The 16,422-nt window shown below is 71.2% G+C and carries 16 protein-coding genes; 10 read left to right on the top strand and 6 right to left on the bottom strand.

What is annotated here, in order from left to right; translation table 11 throughout:
* The first annotated feature begins 92 nt into the window (after nucleotides 1–92).
* On the top strand, nucleotides 93–1,688 hold the full coding sequence (locus CRP56_RS27175) for an acyl-CoA carboxylase subunit beta (RefSeq protein WP_097268258.1): 1,596 nt from the start codon (nucleotides 93–95) through the stop codon (nucleotides 1,686–1,688).
* An 8-nt stretch (nucleotides 1,689–1,696) separates the two neighbouring features.
* Nucleotides 1,697–1,906: an acyl-CoA carboxylase subunit epsilon gene (locus tag CRP56_RS27170; RefSeq protein WP_097268256.1), complete on the top strand. Its 210-nt coding sequence runs from the start codon at nucleotides 1,697–1,699 to the stop codon at nucleotides 1,904–1,906.
* 51 nt (nucleotides 1,907–1,957) lie between these two features.
* On the opposite strand, the gene CRP56_RS27165 is transcribed toward CRP56_RS27170, so the two are convergent.
* Nucleotides 1,958–3,040 (bottom strand): SGNH/GDSL hydrolase family protein, encoded by a 1,083-nt coding sequence (locus CRP56_RS27165; protein WP_097268253.1) that lies wholly within the window; start codon nucleotides 3,038–3,040, stop codon nucleotides 1,958–1,960.
* Between the two features lie 131 nt (nucleotides 3,041–3,171).
* Between CRP56_RS27165 and mmpB the strand changes: the two genes are divergently transcribed.
* Nucleotides 3,172–3,300: a morphogenic membrane protein MmpB gene (gene mmpB / locus CRP56_RS48500; RefSeq protein WP_097268251.1), complete on the top strand. Its 129-nt coding sequence runs from the start codon at nucleotides 3,172–3,174 to the stop codon at nucleotides 3,298–3,300.
* Nucleotides 3,301–3,322: 22 nt separating this feature from the next.
* Nucleotides 3,323–3,943, top strand: a complete 621-nt coding sequence (locus tag CRP56_RS27155) for a Maf family protein (protein WP_097268249.1) — start codon at nucleotides 3,323–3,325, stop codon at nucleotides 3,941–3,943.
* Here CRP56_RS27155 and CRP56_RS27150 read toward each other — a convergent pair.
* Entirely contained in the window at nucleotides 3,912–4,415 is a 504-nt protein-coding gene (locus CRP56_RS27150) for a hypothetical protein (RefSeq protein ID WP_097268247.1), read from the bottom strand. The genes CRP56_RS27155 and CRP56_RS27150 overlap by 32 nt on opposite strands.
* A 363-nt stretch (nucleotides 4,416–4,778) precedes the next feature.
* Here CRP56_RS27150 and CRP56_RS27145 point away from each other — a divergent pair, with 363 nt between their 5' ends.
* Nucleotides 4,779–6,551, top strand: a complete 1,773-nt coding sequence (locus tag CRP56_RS27145; protein ID WP_097268245.1) for an acetyl/propionyl/methylcrotonyl-CoA carboxylase subunit alpha — start codon at nucleotides 4,779–4,781, stop codon at nucleotides 6,549–6,551.
* An 86-nt stretch (nucleotides 6,552–6,637) separates the two neighbouring features.
* Here the strand turns inward: CRP56_RS27145 and CRP56_RS27140 are convergent, their stop codons facing one another.
* Both CRP56_RS27140 and CRP56_RS27135 read right to left on the bottom strand, forming a co-directional pair.
* The gene (locus CRP56_RS27140) at nucleotides 6,638–7,336 is read right to left on the bottom strand and encodes a hypothetical protein (protein ID WP_097268243.1); all 699 of its coding nucleotides are present in this window, start codon (nucleotides 7,334–7,336) and stop codon (nucleotides 6,638–6,640) included.
* Between the two features lie 104 nt (nucleotides 7,337–7,440).
* Nucleotides 7,441–8,430 carry a helix-turn-helix transcriptional regulator gene (locus CRP56_RS27135; RefSeq protein ID WP_097268241.1) on the bottom strand — a complete coding sequence of 330 codons (990 nt, stop codon included), beginning with the start codon at nucleotides 8,428–8,430 and terminating at the stop codon, nucleotides 7,441–7,443.
* 250 nt (nucleotides 8,431–8,680) lie between these two features.
* Between CRP56_RS27135 and CRP56_RS27130 the strand changes: the two genes are divergently transcribed.
* Nucleotides 8,681–9,229, top strand: a complete 549-nt coding sequence (locus CRP56_RS27130; RefSeq protein ID WP_097274505.1) for a TetR/AcrR family transcriptional regulator — start codon at nucleotides 8,681–8,683, stop codon at nucleotides 9,227–9,229.
* A gap of 81 nt (nucleotides 9,230–9,310) precedes the next feature.
* Here the strand turns inward: CRP56_RS27130 and CRP56_RS27125 are convergent, their stop codons facing one another.
* Both CRP56_RS27125 and CRP56_RS27120 read right to left on the bottom strand, forming a co-directional pair.
* On the bottom strand, nucleotides 9,311–10,252 hold the full coding sequence (locus CRP56_RS27125) for a DeoR/GlpR family DNA-binding transcription regulator (protein WP_373559768.1): 942 nt from the start codon (nucleotides 10,250–10,252) through the stop codon (nucleotides 9,311–9,313).
* A gap of 202 nt (nucleotides 10,253–10,454) precedes the next feature.
* Complete coding sequence (locus tag CRP56_RS27120; protein WP_097268237.1) at nucleotides 10,455–11,903, bottom strand: NAD(P)H-quinone dehydrogenase; 1,449 nt, start codon at nucleotides 11,901–11,903, stop codon at nucleotides 10,455–10,457.
* Nucleotides 11,904–11,999: 96 nt separating this feature from the next.
* Here CRP56_RS27120 and CRP56_RS27115 point away from each other — a divergent pair, with 96 nt between their 5' ends.
* The 4 genes from CRP56_RS27115 to CRP56_RS27100 all read left to right on the top strand — a co-directional run bounded on the left by CRP56_RS27115 (nucleotide 12,000) and on the right by CRP56_RS27100 (nucleotide 16,421).
* Entirely contained in the window at nucleotides 12,000–12,437 is a 438-nt protein-coding gene (locus tag CRP56_RS27115) for a gamma-glutamylcyclotransferase (RefSeq protein WP_097268235.1), read from the top strand.
* A 112-nt stretch (nucleotides 12,438–12,549) separates the two neighbouring features.
* On the top strand, nucleotides 12,550–13,374 hold the full coding sequence (locus tag CRP56_RS27110) for a purine-nucleoside phosphorylase (protein WP_059192697.1): 825 nt from the start codon (nucleotides 12,550–12,552) through the stop codon (nucleotides 13,372–13,374).
* Nucleotides 13,375–13,482: 108 nt separating this feature from the next.
* Nucleotides 13,483–15,117 (top strand): phospho-sugar mutase, encoded by a 1,635-nt coding sequence (locus tag CRP56_RS27105; RefSeq protein WP_097274503.1) that lies wholly within the window; start codon nucleotides 13,483–13,485, stop codon nucleotides 15,115–15,117.
* A gap of 134 nt (nucleotides 15,118–15,251) precedes the next feature.
* The gene (locus CRP56_RS27100; RefSeq protein WP_179851124.1) at nucleotides 15,252–16,421 is read left to right on the top strand and encodes a hypothetical protein; all 1,170 of its coding nucleotides are present in this window, start codon (nucleotides 15,252–15,254) and stop codon (nucleotides 16,419–16,421) included.
* Nucleotide 16,422: the final 1 nt, after the last annotated feature.

The following is a 16,422-nucleotide window of genomic DNA, read 5'->3' as shown; positions in this document are numbered from 1 at the left end:
GTCCTACGCCGCACTGCTGATTGGTAGGCCCGCCACTACTCTACGGATGAGTAACCGTCCCCCCTTTTGAGCAGGCAGGGAGCCGCGACCCGATGTCCGAGCCGGAAGAGATCGACATCCACACCACCGCGGGCAAGCTCGCGGACCTCCAGCGCCGCATCGACGAGGCGACGCACGCCGGCTCCGCACGTGCTGTGGAGAAGCAGCACGCCAAGGGCAAGTTGACGGCCCGTGAGCGGATCGAGCTGCTGCTCGACGAGGGGTCGTTCGTCGAGCTGGACGAGTTCGCCCGGCACCGGTCCACCAATTTCGGGCTGGAGAACAACCGCCCGTACGGGGACGGGGTCGTCACCGGGTACGGCACCGTCGACGGCCGCCCGGTCGCCGTGTTCTCGCAGGACTTCACCGTCTTCGGCGGCGCCCTCGGCGAGGTCTACGGCCAGAAGATCGTCAAGGTCATGGACTTCGCGCTGAAGACCGGCTGTCCGGTCATCGGCATCAACGACTCCGGCGGCGCCCGCATCCAGGAGGGTGTCGCCTCCCTCGGCGCCTACGGCGAGATCTTCCGCCGCAACACCCACGCGAGCGGTGTCATCCCGCAGATCTCGCTGGTCGTGGGCCCCTGTGCGGGCGGCGCGGTGTACTCCCCGGCGATCACCGACTTCACCGTCATGGTCGACCAGACCTCGCACATGTTCATCACCGGCCCGGACGTCATCAAGACCGTCACCGGTGAGGACGTCGGCTTCGAGGAACTGGGCGGCGCCCGCACCCACAACTCCGTCTCCGGCGTGGCCCACCACATGGCCGGCGACGAGAAGGACGCCGTCGAGTACGTCAAGCAGCTGCTGTCGTACCTGCCGTCCAACAACCTCTCCGAGCCGCCGGTCTACCCGGAGGAGGCGGACCTCACCGTCACCGCCGAGGACCTGGAGCTGGACACGCTCGTCCCGGACAGCGCGAACCAGCCGTACGACATGCACACGGTGATCGAACACATCCTGGACGACGCCGAGTTCTTCGAGACGCAGCCGCTGTTCGCCCCGAACATCCTCACCGGCTACGGGCGGGTGGAGGGTCACCCGGTCGGCATCGTCGCCAACCAGCCGATGCAGTTCGCCGGTTGCCTCGACATCCAGGCCAGCGAGAAGGCCGCGCGCTTCGTGCGCACCTGCGACGCCTTCAACATCCCCGTCATCACCTTCGTCGACGTCCCCGGCTTCCTGCCCGGCGTCGACCAGGAGCACGACGGCATCATCCGCCGCGGCGCCAAGCTGATCTACGCGTACGCCGAGGCGACGGTCCCGCTCATCACCGTCATCACCCGCAAGGCGTTCGGCGGCGCCTACGACGTCATGGGCTCCAAGCACCTCGGCGCCGACCTCAACCTCGCCTGGCCGACCGCCCAGATCGCCGTCATGGGCGCCCAGGGCGCGGTCAACATCCTGCACCGCCGCACCCTCGCCGAGGCCGAGGCCAACGGGGAGGACCTGGAGGCGGTGCGCGCCCGGCTGATCCGGGAGTACGAGGACACCCTCCTCAACCCCTACGTCGCGGCCGAGCGCGGCTACATCGACTCCGTCGTGATGCCGTCGGACACCCGCCGCCACATCGTCCGCGGCCTGCGCCAGCTGCGCACCAAGCGGGAGTCCCTGCCCCCGAAGAAGCACGGCAACATCCCCCTCTAGGAGTCGCCATGACGATCAAGGTCGTACGGGGCAACCCCACCCCCGAGGAGCTCGCCGCCGCCCTGGCGGTGGTCCGAGCCCGCGCCGCGGCGGCAGCGGAAACCCCGCCCGGCGCCCCCCAGCAGCGGGACGGGTGGTCGGACCCGTCCCGCATCGCCACACGCCGCTTGCCGCAGCCGGGCCCAACGACTTGGGCACGTACTTACTGGCCTGGCTAGAGGCTCCTAGGGGCGCGGGGAACTGCGCGACAAGCCCCCACCGGCCCGCAGCTACAAACAACCCAACACGGCTTCGGCCATCACCGCGTACCCCTCGTCATTGGGGTGCAGGTGATCGCCGAAGTCGTACGCGGGGTGCAGCCGGTCCGGGTCCCCCGGATCGGCCATGACCCGGTGCAGATCGACCACCGCGTCGAACTCACCCGCACCCCTGATCCACTCGTTCACCTCATGGCTCACCTTGGCCGCATGCTCCCCCCAGTGATCCGAGCCCCCGAACGGCAGCAGCGTGCAGCCCACGACCTTGAGGCTGCCCGCCTGCCGTATCAACTCCCGATACCCGGCGATGAGTTCCTCCGCCTCCACCACCGGCGCCGGCTTGTACGTGGGCTGCTCGTCCGTCTCGCTGAACCCGATGTCGTTCAGCCCCAGCAGCACGACGACCGTGTCCACCCCGCCCTGACCGAGCACGTCCCGCCGAAACCGCCGCACACCCCTCTCCCCGTACCACGCGGAGTCGTTGAGCAGCAGGTTCCCGCCGATCCCGGCGTTGAGCACGGGCCGCCCCGTCAGCCGGGCCAGCGTGTCCGACCACCGCCGGTCCGCGCCGACCGTGGACCCGAAGCCGTCGGTGAGGGAGTCGCCGAAGAGCACCACCCCGTCCCCGCGCCCGGCATCCACCTCCACCGCGCTCAGGAAGTACCAGGACTCCGACACCGCGTCGAAGCCCTCGGCGGAACCCAGCAGGTCCCCCTCCCCCCGCAGGCTCGGCGCGAAAGCCTGCGCATGGAACGTCGCCGGGCCGGTCGCCGCCTCGAAGTACAGCGTGACCGCGACCGACTCCCCCGCCGCCACGGCGAGTTGGGCGGGGTCGCTGACGATCTCCCCGCGCGCCGGGATCTCCGCCTCGCGCCCGCCCCCGAAGCTCAGCCGCCGCCCTTCCACGGCCGCTCCGGCGATCCGCACGGGCGAGGTGCCGTACGCGTTCGACAGCCGTATCCGCACCCGCTCCCCGCCCCCGCTCAGCGGGACGACCTGCCGCAGTGACTGGCGCCAGAAGCCCTCCCTCGACCAGTTGGGGGTGAAGCCCTCGCTCGGCGGCTGGGGCGAGGCGGCCCAGACAGTGGTGAACATGGCGGCACGACCTTTCAAACGGGACTGGAGTTCCTTTAACAGAAGACACATTAACGGAACCACAGGCCCTTTTGGTGAAGTTGAGTACGCGTACTCAGGCGCCGTCCCGCCCGCCGCCGCACGCTGGACTCATGCTCTGGTCCGACCCCGAGAACGAACCGCCCAAGGAACTGCGCGACATGCAGGAGATGTTGCGCAGACTGGGCCTGTTCCTGGCGTTGGCCATGGTGCTGGCGATGATCGTGCTCGGCATGAAGTGACGGGCGCCGATACCCTGACCGCATGACTGATCAGCCGCGCCGCCGACTCGTCCTCGCCTCCCAGTCCCCCGCCCGGCTGAATCTGCTGCGGCAGGCAGGACTGGCCCCCGAGGTGATCGTGAGCGGCGTCGACGAGGACGCCGTCACCGCCCCCACCCCCGCCGATCTGGCGCTCGCGCTCGCCGAGGCGAAGGCCTCCGTGGTGTCGGCGAAACCCGAGGTCAAGGGCGCTCTCGTGATCGGCTGCGACTCCGTGCTCGACCTCGACGGCCAGGCGCTCGGCAAGCCCGCGGACGCCGAGGAGGCCACCGCCCGCTGGAAGGCCATGCGCGGACGCGCGGGCACGCTCCAGACCGGCCACTGCGTCTACGACACCGCCTCCGGCCGGTACGCCTCGGCCGTCGCCTCGACCGTCGTCCGCTTCGGCGAGCCGTCCGACGAGGAGGTCGCCGCGTACGTCGCCTCCGGCGAACCCCTCTACGTCGCCGGGGCGTTCACCCTCGACGGCCGCAGCGCGCCGTTCATCGACGGCATCGACGGCGACCACGGCAACGTGATCGGCATCAGCCTGCCCCTCGTACGGAAGCTGCTGGCCGAACTGGGCGTCGGGATCACGGAGTTGTGGGCGCCGGCGGCGAAGTGACCGGGCCGGTGCCGTTGCCCTCCTTGGCCGGGCCGCCGTCGCCCCCGGTGTCGCCGGGGGCGGCGTCGGCGGCGGGCGGCTGAGGGCGGTCGTACGTCATCAGGAGCAGCACGATCAGCGCCAGCACGACCACCATGAACACGAACTCGGCCGGGCCCAGCAGGCCCCACGCGAACGCGCCCAGCAGCGCGTGCACCACGGCCGCGCTGATCAGCAGGATGCGGCCGAAGCCGGCCGGGGCGCGGTCGCGCAGGGCGACCAGCAGCGCCACCAGGCCGCAGAAGGCGAAGTAGAGCCCGAAGACGATGCCGCCGATCTTCGAAGACGTCGACATCATGTCGGGGTCGAGGCCGGCCAGGGACATGTCCTGACGGTCGACGACCACCCCGAGGAACCAGTTGACCGCCGCGATCCCGAACGCCTCCAAGAAGAGGACGATCGCCACGATCCACGCCACCGGCCTGCGCACCACCGGTCCCCACCCACTCTCAAGCCGAGCCCTGGTTACCCCAAGTACGTTCGATACACGCGAACGCTACTAACGGGTAAACCCAGGGACAAGGGTTCTGCGGACGGCAAAGAATCATTGGGCCATTCGTAGGGACTCCACAAAGAAACCGAGTGGCCCGCAGCACGTGGTGACAGAGACCTTGACCACAAGGGAGGGCTAGGGTTTTCCGGAGGAGTGCTGCGTACCGAAGCGTGACAAGGGATTTCGCGGGTCGAGCGATCCTCGAATCACGCTCCGTGTGGGCAAGCTCACCATTGGGGACGGGTCGAACTGCCGTGTCGGCAGTCCCTAAACTCGGCTTGTTTCAAGGAGGGAGCCTCAATCGTGCGCAAGGTGCTCATCGCCAACCGTGGCGAAATCGCTGTCCGCGTGGCCCGGGCCTGCCGGGATGCCGGTATCGCGAGCGTGGCCGTGTACGCCGACCCGGACCGGGACGCTCTGCATGTCCGCGCCGCGGATGAGGCGTTCGCCCTGGGCGGTGACACCCCGGCCACCAGCTACCTGGTCATCGACAAGATCCTGAACGCGGCCCGGGAGTCGGGGGCCGACGCCGTCCACCCCGGCTACGGCTTCCTGTCCGAGAACGCCGAGTTCGCGCAGGCGGTCCTGGACGCGGGCCTGATCTGGATCGGCCCGCCGCCGCAGGCCATCCGCGACCTCGGTGACAAGGTCGCCGCCCGGCACATCGCCCAGCGCGCCGGCGCCCCGCTGGTCGCCGGTACGCCGGACCCGGTCTCCGGGGCCGACGAGGTCGTGGCGTTCGCCGAGGAGCACGGCCTGCCGATCGCCATCAAGGCCGCCTTCGGTGGCGGTGGCCGTGGTCTGAAGGTCGCCCGGACCCTGGAAGAGGTCCCGGAGCTGTACGAGTCCGCGGTCCGTGAGGCCGTGGCCGCGTTCGGCCGGGGCGAGTGCTTCGTCGAGCGCTACCTGGACAAGCCGCGGCACGTGGAGACCCAGTGCCTGGCCGACACCCACGGCAACGTGGTCGTCGTGTCCACCCGTGACTGCTCGCTGCAGCGCCGCCACCAGAAGCTGGTCGAGGAGGCCCCCGCGCCGTTCCTCTCCGACGCCCAGGTCGCCGAGCTGTACTCGTCGTCGAAGGCCATCCTCAAGGAGGCCGGCTACGTCGGCGCCGGCACCGTCGAGTTCCTGGTCGGCCTCGACGGCACGATCTCCTTCCTGGAGGTCAACACCCGTCTCCAGGTGGAGCACCCGGTCACCGAGGAGGTCGCCGGCATCGACCTGGTGCGCGAGATGTTCCGCATCGCCGACGGCGAGGAGCTCGGCTACGGCGACCCGGAGCTGCGCGGCCACTCCTTCGAGTTCCGCATCAACGGCGAGGACCCGGGCCGCAACTTCCTCCCGGCCCCCGGCACGGTCACCAAGTTCGAGGCGCCCTCCGGCCCGGGCGTCCGTCTGGACGCGGGTGTCGAGTCCGGCAGCGTCATCGGCCCGGCCTGGGACTCCCTGCTGGCCAAGCTGGTCGTCACCGGCGCCACCCGTGAGCAGGCGCTCCAGCGGGCCGCCCGCGCCCTGGAGGAGTTCCAGGTCGAGGGCATGGCGACGGCCATCCCGTTCCACCGCGCGGTCGTCAAGGACCCGGCGTTCGCCCCCGAACTCACCGGCTCCGCCGACCCGTTCACGGTCCACACCCGCTGGATCGAGACCGAGTTCGTCAACGAGATCAAGCCCTTCGCCGCCCCCGCCGACGCGGAGACGGACGAGGAGCCGGGCCGTGAGACGGTCGTCGTCGAGGTCGGCGGCAAGCGCCTGGAGGTCTCCCTCCCGGTCTCGCTCGGCATGTCGCTGGCCCGCACGGGCCTCGCGGCGGGCGCCAAGCCCAAGCGCCGCGCGGCCAAGAAGTCCGGCCCCGTCGCCTCCGGCGACACCCTCGCCTCCCCGATGCAGGGCACGATCGTCAAGATCGCGGTCGAGGAGGGCCAGGAGGTCAAGGAGGGCGACCTGGTCGTCGTCCTGGAGGCCATGAAGATGGAGCAGCCGCTCAACGCGCACAAGTCCGGCACCATCAAGGGCCTGTCCGCGGACGTCGGCGCGTCGATCACGTCCGGCGCCGCCATCTGCGAGATCAAGGACTGAGCAGGTCCCGTACGACATACCGGGGCGCCCGGCGGACTGGAGCAGTCAGTCCGCCGGGCGCTCCGTGTTTCCCCCGAGGTGATGGTCTACGAGGTGCCGCGGACCCATCCCGTGCCGTGCCGGACGAAGAAGAGGGCCGCGTAGCCGAAGGGCACGGCGAGCATCACGAACGACAGGACGGTCACCGGTTCGATGGCGCCCGCATAGCCGACGACGTTGAACGGCATGGACAGGATGAGCACCCAGGCGGCCCAGGCCGGCACGGTCCGGCCGCGCAGCAGCGCGACGCCCAGCAGGATCGCCCCGATGACGTGGGCGGCGACGAAGTAGAGGATGGGCACGCCCACCGCGAGCTGGTCGTTGGTGCCCTTGACGACCTTCGCCATGGTGTCGACGTCGACTCCCTTGTCGTACGCACCGAGGGCGACGACGTCCAGCAACGGGGTCGAGGTGATCGCGAGCAGCCCGGTGCCGAAGAGGACCGAGCCCCACAGACCGAGCTTGGCGGACCGCGCGGTGGCCAGCAGTCCCACGGCGATCAGACCCGGGGCGAGGACGACGGTCCCGATCGTCCAGAGCCACACGGACACTTCCGTGACGCCCTGATGGGCGGCGATGACCCGGGCGATCTCGTCGGCGTCGGCGTTGGTGTCGTACGGGCTGATCAGGAACGCCGCCGCGAGCAGCAGCGGCCCCAGTACGGCCGCGAGCCCCGCGAGCCACCGCGCGGTCCCGGCAGGCTTCGCCTCGGTGGTGGTGGGCGGATGTGACGACGTAGTGGCCATGCGAGTCCCCCTGAGGTCGCGTCTTTCGCAGCGCCTCACGCCAGTGAACCGAGCAGGCCCGGCTGATGACCACCCGTCAATCTTGAGGGTTGCGAGGTCCGGACTCAGTCGGTCAGCAGCCCGAGTTCCCTTCCCCGCCGCAGCAGCGCCGCGGTGTGGCCGGCTTCGAGCTTCCGGTGCAGGGAGGCGATGTAGCCGCGCACGGTGGTCGGCGACAGCCCCATCCGCCGGGCCGCCTCCGTCGCCGTACGGCCCTCGTGGAGGTGGCGCAGCGTCCGGTACTCCTGCTCGGTCACGCCGAACACCCGGGCGAGGGTCCGCCCCCGGGCGAGGTCGCGGAGCAGCAGCAGGACGGGCAGTCCGGCGGCGGTCGACGGCACGGGCCGCACCTCGACGTCCCGGACGGTGAACGGCTGCTCCCGGCCCAGCCGGGGATCGTCCCGTACGACGGCCAGGAGCTCGGCGGCGAGGGCGTTCAGCGGCTCCGCCCGGCCGTCCTCGCCGCGCACGGCCACCCCCCACCCATGGCTCGCGGCGAGGCCCAGGGCGGCCGCGGAGAGCGCGACCAGCCGCTGCCGCTCGCCCAACCGCTGTTCCACCTCGGCGAGTTGGAGCTGGGCGAAGCCGAACAGATCGCGCTCCCGTTCACTGAAGTCGGCGCCGGACCGCACCAGCGCGTACCCCTCGACGGCGCTCCCGCTCGCCCCTGCCGTCGCCACCAGGTGCCGGCGCAGCCCGAAGGGCCGGAAGTCCAGGTTGTAGCAGTGGGTGCGCCGCCACTGCCGGTCCCCGGCGACATCGCTGACCCGCCAGGCCTGCGCAGTGGGCGTCTCCAGCATGACGTCGGTGAGCGGGTGGTCCAGGGGATGGTCGTAGATCACCATCGGATCGGCGTGGAAGGAGTCCTCGGGCGCGGACAGCGCGAAGACCCCGCTCCCATCAAGGGAGAGCCGGTACGCCTGCCCCGCGTCGGCCGGGATCAACTCCATCAGCGCCCCCAGGGCCCGCTCCCGCAACTCCCACTCCGACCCGGCGTCCGCCAACTCGCTCGCGATCCCGAGCACCCGCCGCGCGTCCGCACCGGCGATCTCCATACGCTCTCTCCCGGCGCTGCTCTCGCCATGAGAAGTCCTGAGATGTCCGGGGAAACCCTGAGAAGGACACCCCTGAGAAGACGGTACGGCCTGAGGGCGTCCCGGCAAGCCCGGTCGGCGGTTTGTCGATGGCATCCTGGAGGCACAACGGGGGCGTGCGAGAGAGCAGGTGGGAGCCATGGTGAGCGCGATCTCACGAGAGACCGCGGGGAACGGCGAGACCCCGGCACCCCTCACACCGGCCCGCCCCATGCGCGCCGACGCCCGCCGCAACTACGAACGACTCCTCACCGAGGCCCGCACGGCCTTCGCCACCCATGGCGCAGAGGCGTCCCTGGAGGACGTGGCGCGCCGCGCGGGCGTGGGCATCGGCACCCTGTACCGCCACTTCCCCAACCGCAACGCCCTGCTGAGCGCGGTCTTCGAGGACGCGGTGGCGGACCTGCTGGCCCGCTCCCGCGAACTACTGGCCGACCCGAACCCTTGCACGGCCCTGGTGACATGGCTGCGCGAGATCGTCACGCATGCGGGCGAATACCGGGGGCTGGCAAGACAGTTGATGTCGGTGACGTCCGACGACACGTCAGCACTGGCACGTTGCAGCGACCCGATCAGGGAGGCGGGCGGCGTGCTGCTGCGACGAGCACAGGAGGCGGGGGTGGTGCGGGAGGACGTGGCGATCGCAGACCTGCTGCAACTGACGCACGCCATCGCATTGGCGGCGGAGGAGAGCCCGGGTGATGAGGCCCTGGCGGACAGGTTGTTGATGTTGACACTTAGGGGGCTGCAGCCTGCCTAGGGGCGCGGGGAACTGCGCGACCAGCCACGACGTACCCGCACCCGCACAACAACACGAACCCCTACGGCGATGAGGCGCCCCTCAACGCCGCCGCATGTCAGCAACCCGCGCCCGCTGCTGCTGCTCCGGACCGGCGTCAGACGTCAACGTCCTCAACGCGGCCCCCGGCACCTGCCCCCGCCGCGGCCCCGGCAGGGCCACGTCACGGCGCCCTTGGCGCGGGGGGACGGAATCACCCCCCGATCCCCCCGAGGCCCCTGAGACCCCGGAGTTTCCCGACGCCCCCGCGACAGCGATCTGCACGCCCTGATCGGCCAGCGCCTGCAACTCCGCCCCGGCACGATCGTCATGCGCCGGCGGCTCATCGGTCACCAGCCGCGTGATCACATCGGTCGGCACGGTCTGGAACATGGTGTCCGTACCGAGCTTGGTGTGATCGGCGAGCACGACGACCTCCGCCGCGGCCTGCACCAACGCCCGGTCGACGGACGCCGACAGCATGTTGGACGTGGACAGCCCGCGCTCGGCGGTGAGCCCACTGCCGGACAGGAAGGCCCGGGAGACCCGCAGCCCCTGGAGGGACTGCTCGGCACCGGAGCCCACCAGCGCGTAGTTGGAGCCGCGCAGGGTGCCGCCGGTCATCACGACCTCCACCCGGTTGGCATGGGCCAACGCCTGTGCCACCAGCAGGGAGTTGGTGACGACGGTCAGCCCGGGTACGCGAGCGAGCCGGCGGGCCAGCTCCTGTGTCGTCGTACCCGCCCCGACCACGATGGCTTCGCCTTCTTCGACGAAGTTCGCGGCGAGGTCGGCGATGGCCGTCTTCTCGGCGGTCGCGAGATGTGACTTCTGCGGAAAGCCGGACTCCCGCGTGAACCCGCCCGGCAATACCGCACCGCCATGTCGGCGGTCGAGGAGTCCTTCTGCCTCCAGTGCGCGCACGTCCCGCCGTACGGTCACTTCGGAGGTCTGGACGACGCGGGCGAGCTCACGGAGCGACACGGCCCCGTTCGCTCGCACCATTTCGAGGATCAATTGGCGACGTTCTGCAGCGAACACGAAACTGACAGTAACGCGGACGACCGTCTGCTTTCAGCAGTATGCGCCGAATAAACGAAGTTGTTCGCACGGCAGAGCCCGAAGTGGTATAGGGCCTAATCGCCCCGACTATGCCGTACGAATGGTCGACAACTCCCTGTGACCAGCGGGGAGTCGGTTTCGGCCGTCAGGCGCCGCCGGTTTCCTTCCGGGTGTGGAGCTGCCGGGCCACCTCCGCGATCGACCCCGAAAGGGAGGGATACACGGTGAACGCGTTCGCGATCTGTTCGACGGTCAGGTTGTTGTCGACGGCGATCGAGATCGGATGGATCAGTTCCGAGGCGCGCGGCGCCACGACCACACCGCCAACGACGATGCCGGTGCCCGGGCGGCAGAAGATCTTGACGAAGCCGTCGCGGATGCCCTGCATCTTGGCGCGCGGGTTGCGCAGCAGGGGCAGCTTGACGACCCGGGCGTCGATCCTGCCCGCGTCGACGTCGGCCTGCGTGTAGCCGACGGTCGCGATCTCCGGGTCGGTGAAGACGTTGGAGGAGACGGTCTTGAGGTTCAGCGGGGCCACCGCGTCGCCCAGGAAGTGGTACATGGCGATGCGGCCCTGCATGGCGGCGACGGACGCGAGGGCGAAGACGCCGGTCACGTCACCGGCGGCGTACACGCCGGGGGCGGTCGTCCGCGACACCTTGTCGGTCCAGATGTGCCCGGAGTCGCGCACCTTGACGCCGGCCTCCTCCAGGCCCAGGCCCGCGCTGTTGGGGATGGCGCCGACGGCCATGAGGCAGTGGGTGCCGGTGATGACGCGGCCGTCGGAGAGGGTGACCTCGACGCGGTCGCCGACCCGCTTGGCGGCGGCGGCGCGGGAGCGGGCCATGACGTTCATGCCGCGGCGGCGGAAGACGTCCTCGAGGACGGCGGCGGCGTCCGGGTCCTCACCCGGCAGCACGCGGTCGCGCGACGAGACGAGCGTGACCTTGGAGCCGAGCGCCTGATAGGCACCGGCGAACTCGGCACCGGTGACACCGGAACCGACCACGATGAGCTCTTCCGGCAGCTCGGTGAGGTCGTAGACCTGCGTCCAGTTGAAGATGCGCTCGCCGTCGGGCAGCGCGTCGGGCACCTCGCGGGGGTGGCCGCCGGTCGCGATGAGGACGGCGTCGGCGACGAGGGTCTCCTCGCTGCCGTCGGCGGTGCTCACGACCACCTTGCGGGAGCCGTCGAGCGCCTGCATGCCCTCCAGGCGGCCACGGCCGCGCATGACCCGGGCGCCGGCCCGCGTCACGGAGGCCGTGATGTCGTGCGACTGGGCGAGCGCGAGGCGCTTCACACGCCGGTTGACCTTGCCGAGGTCCACGCCCACGACCCGGGCGGCCTGCTCCAGGGGTGGTGTGTCGTCGGCCACGATGATGCCGAGCTCTTCGTACGACGAGTCGAAGGTGGTCATCACCTCGGCCGTAGCGATAAGGGTCTTCGACGGCACGCAGTCGGTCAGCACCGACGCTCCGCCCAGACCGTCGCAGTCGACGACGGTCACCTCCGCGCCGAGCTGCGCCGCTACCAGCGCCGCTTCGTATCCGCCGGGTCCGCCACCGATGATCACGATCCGAGTCACGTACCCCATTGTCCCGCACGCTTCAAGGTGCTACTGCCCGGGCCCCCGCCCGAGACGCCACTGTTACGGGAGTGACGCCGGATCCACCTGCCGTACCCTCTCCCCATGTCGCTCTACGCCGCCTACGCCGGCAATCTCGACGCCCGGCTGATGACGCGCCGCGCACCGCACTCGCCGCTGCGCGCCACGGGCTGGCTCAACGGCTGGCGGCTCACCTTCGGCGGCGAGCAGATGGGCTGGGAGGGCGCCCTCGCGACGATCGTCGAGGACCCCCTCGCCCAGGTGTTCGTCGCGCTGTACGACATCGCCCCGCCGGACGAGGAGTCCCTGGACCGCTGGGAGGGCGTCGGGCTCGGCATCTACCGCCGGATGCGGGTACGGGTGCACACCCTCGACACCGAGGAGGCGGCCTGGGTGTACGTCCTCGACGCCTACGAGGGCGGCCTGCCCTCGGCCCGGTACCTCGGCGAGATCGCGGACGCGGCGGAGTCGGCGGGCGCGCCGCACGACTATGTGATGGAACTGCGCAAGCGTCCCTGCTGACCCGTGCGGCAACCGGAGTCACGCCCTTCGTTGGAAACGACAAGACAACGATCGCCATCCCGTTCGCTCTGTCATCTACGCGCGTAGGCCGGAACCGGCTACGCTCATCCGCGTGAACGCATCTCTTCTTCCGGACGACATCCAGGGCGACCCGCACGCCGCCGCCGACGCCGCCGCCGCGCGCCTGCGCGAACTGACCGGCGCCGAGACCCACGACGTCGCCCTCGTGATGGGCTCCGGCTGGGCGCCGGCCGTGGACGCCCTCGGCGCTCCCGACGCCGAGTTCCAGGTCACCGAGCTGCCCGGCTTCCCGCCGCCGGCGGTCGAGGGCCACGGCGGCAAGATCCGCTCGTACCAGATCGGTGAGAAGCGCGCTCTGGTCTTCCTGGGCCGCACGCACTACTACGAGGGCCGCGGCGTGGCGGCGGTCGCGCACGGCGTCCGTACGGCGGTGGCGGCGGGCTGCAAGACGATCGTCCTCACCAACGGCTGCGGCGGTCTGCGCGAGGGCATGCGCCCCGGCCAGCCGGTCCTGATCAGCGACCACATCAACCTCACGGCGACGTCCCCGATCGTCGGCGCGAACTTCGTCGACCTGACGGACCTGTACTCGCCGCGGCTGCGCGCCCTGTGCAAGGAGATCGACCCGACCCTCGAAGAGGGCGTGTACGCGCAGTTCCCCGGCCCGCACTACGAGACCCCGGCGGAGATCCGCATGGCCCGGGTCATCGGCGCGGACCTGGTCGGCATGTCGACGGTCCTGGAGGCGATCGCGGCGCGCGAGGCCGGCGCGGAGGTGCTCGGCATCTCCCTGGTGACGAACCTCGCGGCGGGCATGACGGGCGAGCCCCTCAACCACGAAGAGGTCCTCCAGGCGGGCCGCGACAGCGCGACGCAGATGGGCGCGCTCCTGGCCCAGGTGCTGGGCCGCATCTGACCGCCCCGTCTCGGTCGGCTGGAAGGTGAACCATTCAGTCGGCCGAGACGCGTGGGCGGGATTACCCTCACGCACCCGCACCGCACACACGACGAGAGGCTGACCCCGGTGCACGACGACGACCTCATCACCACCGCCAAGACCTGGCTCGCCGAGGACCCCGACCCCGAGACCCGTGACGAACTCGGCAAGCTCATCGAGGCCGGGGACGTCACCGAGCTCACCGCCCGCTTCAGCGGCACCCTCCAGTTCGGCACCGCGGGCCTGCGAGGCGAACTCGGCGCAGGCCCCATGCGCATGAACCGCACCGTGGTCATCCGCGCCGCGGCCGGCCTCGCGGCGTACCTCAAGAAGCAGGGCAACACCGACGGCCTCGTCGTCATCGGCTACGACGCCCGCCACAAGTCCGCGGACTTCGCCCGCGACACGGCCGCGGTGATGACAGGCGCGGGACTCCGCGCCGCCGTCCTCCCCCGCCCCCTCCCGACCCCCGTCCTCGCGTACGCCATAAGGCACCTCGGCGCGGTCGCCGGCGTGGAGGTCACCGCCAGCCACAACCCGCCCCGCGACAACGGCTACAAGGTCTACCTCGGCGACGGCTCCCAGATCGTGCCGCCCGCCGACGCGGAGATCGCGGCGGAGATCGACGCGATCGCGAGCCTGAACGACGTCCCCCGCCCGGACGCCGGCTGGCAGACCCTCGACGACGCCGTCCTGGACGCCTACCTGGCCCGCACGGACGCCGTACTGGCCGCGGACTCCCCCCGCACCGCCCGCACCGTCTACACGGCGATGCACGGCGTCGGCAAGGACGTCCTCCTCGCGGCGTTCGCCCGGGCCGGCTTCCCCGCCCCGGAACTCGTCGCCGAGCAGGCCGAACCCGACCCGGACTTCCCGACCGTCGCCTTCCCCAACCCGGAGGAGCCCGGCGCGATGGACCTCGCCTTCGCGAAGGCCCGTGCGACGGACCCGGACCTGATCATCGCCAACGACCCGGACGCCGACCGCTGCGCCGTCGCCGTCAAGGAGCACGGCGACTGGCGGATGCTGCGCGGCGACGAGGTCGGCGCGCTGCTCGCCGCCCACCTCGTGCGGCGCGGCGCCCGGGGCACGTTCGCCGAGTCGATCGTCTCCTCCTCCCTCCTCGGCCGGATCGCCGAGAAGGCGGGGCTGCCGTACGAGGAGACCCTCACCGGCTTCAAGTGGATCGCCCGCGTGGACGGTCTGCGGTACGGCTACGAGGAGGCCCTCGGCTACTGCGTCGACCCGGACGGCGTACGCGACAAGGACGGCATCACCGCCGCCCTGCTGATCACGGAACTGGCCTCGCAGCTCAAGGAGGAGGGCCGCACGCTCCTCGACCTGCTGGACGACCTCGCCGTCGAGCACGGTCTGCACGCCACCGACCAGCTCTCGGTACGCGTCGAGGATCTGTCGGTCATCGCCTCCGCCATGCGCCGGCTGCGCGAGCAGCCGCCCACCGAGCTCGCCGGACTCGCCGTCACCAAGGCCGAGGACCTCACCCAGGGCACGGACAAGCTGCCGCCCACGGACGGCCTGCGCTACACCCTCGACGGCGCCCGGGTCATCGTCCGCCCCAGCGGCACCGAGCCGAAGCTGAAGTGCTACCTGGAGGTCGTCGTCCCGGTCGCCACGCACTCCGACCTCCCGGCGGCCCACGCCAAGGCGACGGACGTACTGGAGACGATCAGGCGGGACCTGTCGGCGGCGGCCGGCATCTGACCGGCACGGCACTCAGGGGCGCCCCGGACCACGAGGGGCGCCCCAACGGGTGATTTCGCGCCCGCATCCCACACCCGCTGCCCCGCCCGGGAAACGGTGGACGGACAACCGTCCCCGAGCCCCGGAGCCGCCCCGTGTCCTCGACCGCCCCCAGCGTCCCGGGCAGCCGGCGACCCGACACCGCGCCCCAGGCCCGCCTCCCCGCGCCCACCCTGCGCCGGGCCGCCCCCGCTCTCCTCGCCTACCTCGCCGTACGCCTCCTCGGCCTGGTGTTCCTCGGGTTCTGGGCGCACCGGCAGGGCCACGGCGTCTGGCCGATCCTGGCGACGCAGTGGGACGCGAAGTGGTACCTGGGCATCGCCGACCACGGCTACGCGCACGCGCTGGGCACCGCGTACGACGCGAACAACCTGGCCTTCTTCCCGCTCTACCCGGTGCTGGTGAAGGCGGTCGCGGCCGTCACCCCGGGCAGCCGTGCAACCGTCGGCCCGCTGATCGCCGTCCTCGCCTCGTTCGCCGCGGCCTGGGGGATCTTCGCGGTCGGCGACCGCCTGCACGGCCCCCGCGCCGGCATCCTGCTCACCACCCTCTGGGCGGCCCTCCCGGTGGGCCTCGTGCAGTGGATGGGCTACACGGAGTCCCTGTTCACGGCCTGCGCCGCCTGGGCCCTGTACGCCCTCCTCGCCGACCGTCCGCTCACGGCCGCCTGGCTCGCGGTGCTCGCGGGCCTGACCCGCCCGACCGGCGTCGCGGTCGCCGCCGCGGTGTCGGTGACCTGCCTGCTCGCCCTGCGCCGCGGCTTCTCCGCACGCGCCCTCACGGCCGCCCTCCTGGCCCCGCTCGGCTGGTGCGGGTACGTCGGCTGGGTGGGCCTGCGGCTGGGCCGCTGGGACGGCTATTTCGCCGTACAGCGGCTGTGGCACAACGACGTGGACGGCGGCCGCGAGACCCTGCGCCGGTTCCGGGAGCTGCTGGCGTACGACTCGACGCCCGAGCTGTTCCTGATCCTGGTGACGGTGACGCTGCTGGCGTCGACGGCGTTGTTCGCGCTGTCGCTCCGGGACCGCCAGCCGCTGCCCCTGCTGCTCTTCACGGGCGTGCTGCTGACGATCGTCCTGACCAGCGGCGGCGTCTACTTCCCGCGCGCCCGCTTCCTCCTCCCGGCCTTCCCGCTCCTGCTCCCGCTCGCCGTCCGCCTCCTCCGCCTCCCCGCCCACTACCGCGCGCTGGCGCTGACGGGGGCGGTGCTGGGGTCGGCGTACTGGGGGGCGTACATGGTGCTGGTGTGGCCGAGCGCGCCGTGAC

Origin of the sequence: Streptomyces sp. TLI_55, assembly GCF_900206255.1 — a bacterium.
Taxonomy (GTDB): domain Bacteria; phylum Actinomycetota; class Actinomycetes; order Streptomycetales; family Streptomycetaceae; genus Streptomyces; species Streptomyces aquilus.
This window is presented reverse-complemented; position numbering and strand designations above follow the sequence as displayed.

What these genes read in the sequence shown, in the direction of transcription:
- CRP56_RS27175 (WP_097268258.1), top strand. Translation starts at nt 93, where the DNA reads ATGTCCGAGCCGGAAGAGATCGACATCCACACCACCGCGGGCAAGCTC.
- CRP56_RS27170 (WP_097268256.1), top strand. Translation starts at nt 1,697, where the DNA reads ATGACGATCAAGGTCGTACGGGGCAACCCCACCCCCGAGGAGCTCGCC.
- CRP56_RS27165 (WP_097268253.1), bottom strand. Translation starts at nt 3,040, where the DNA reads ATGTTCACCACTGTCTGGGCCGCCTCGCCCCAGCCGCCGAGCGAGGGC.
- mmpB (WP_097268251.1), top strand. Translation starts at nt 3,172, where the DNA reads ATGCTCTGGTCCGACCCCGAGAACGAACCGCCCAAGGAACTGCGCGAC.
- CRP56_RS27155 (WP_097268249.1), top strand. Translation starts at nt 3,323, where the DNA reads ATGACTGATCAGCCGCGCCGCCGACTCGTCCTCGCCTCCCAGTCCCCC.
- CRP56_RS27140 (WP_097268243.1), bottom strand. Translation starts at nt 7,336, where the DNA reads ATGGCCACTACGTCGTCACATCCGCCCACCACCACCGAGGCGAAGCCT.
- CRP56_RS27135 (WP_097268241.1), bottom strand. Translation starts at nt 8,430, where the DNA reads ATGGAGATCGCCGGTGCGGACGCGCGGCGGGTGCTCGGGATCGCGAGC.
- CRP56_RS27130 (WP_097274505.1), top strand. Translation starts at nt 8,681, where the DNA reads ATGCGCGCCGACGCCCGCCGCAACTACGAACGACTCCTCACCGAGGCC.
- CRP56_RS27125 (WP_373559768.1), bottom strand. Translation starts at nt 10,252, where the DNA reads ATGGTGCGAGCGAACGGGGCCGTGTCGCTCCGTGAGCTCGCCCGCGTC.
- CRP56_RS27120 (WP_097268237.1), bottom strand. Translation starts at nt 11,903, where the DNA reads ATGGGGTACGTGACTCGGATCGTGATCATCGGTGGCGGACCCGGCGGA.
- CRP56_RS27115 (WP_097268235.1), top strand. Translation starts at nt 12,000, where the DNA reads ATGTCGCTCTACGCCGCCTACGCCGGCAATCTCGACGCCCGGCTGATG.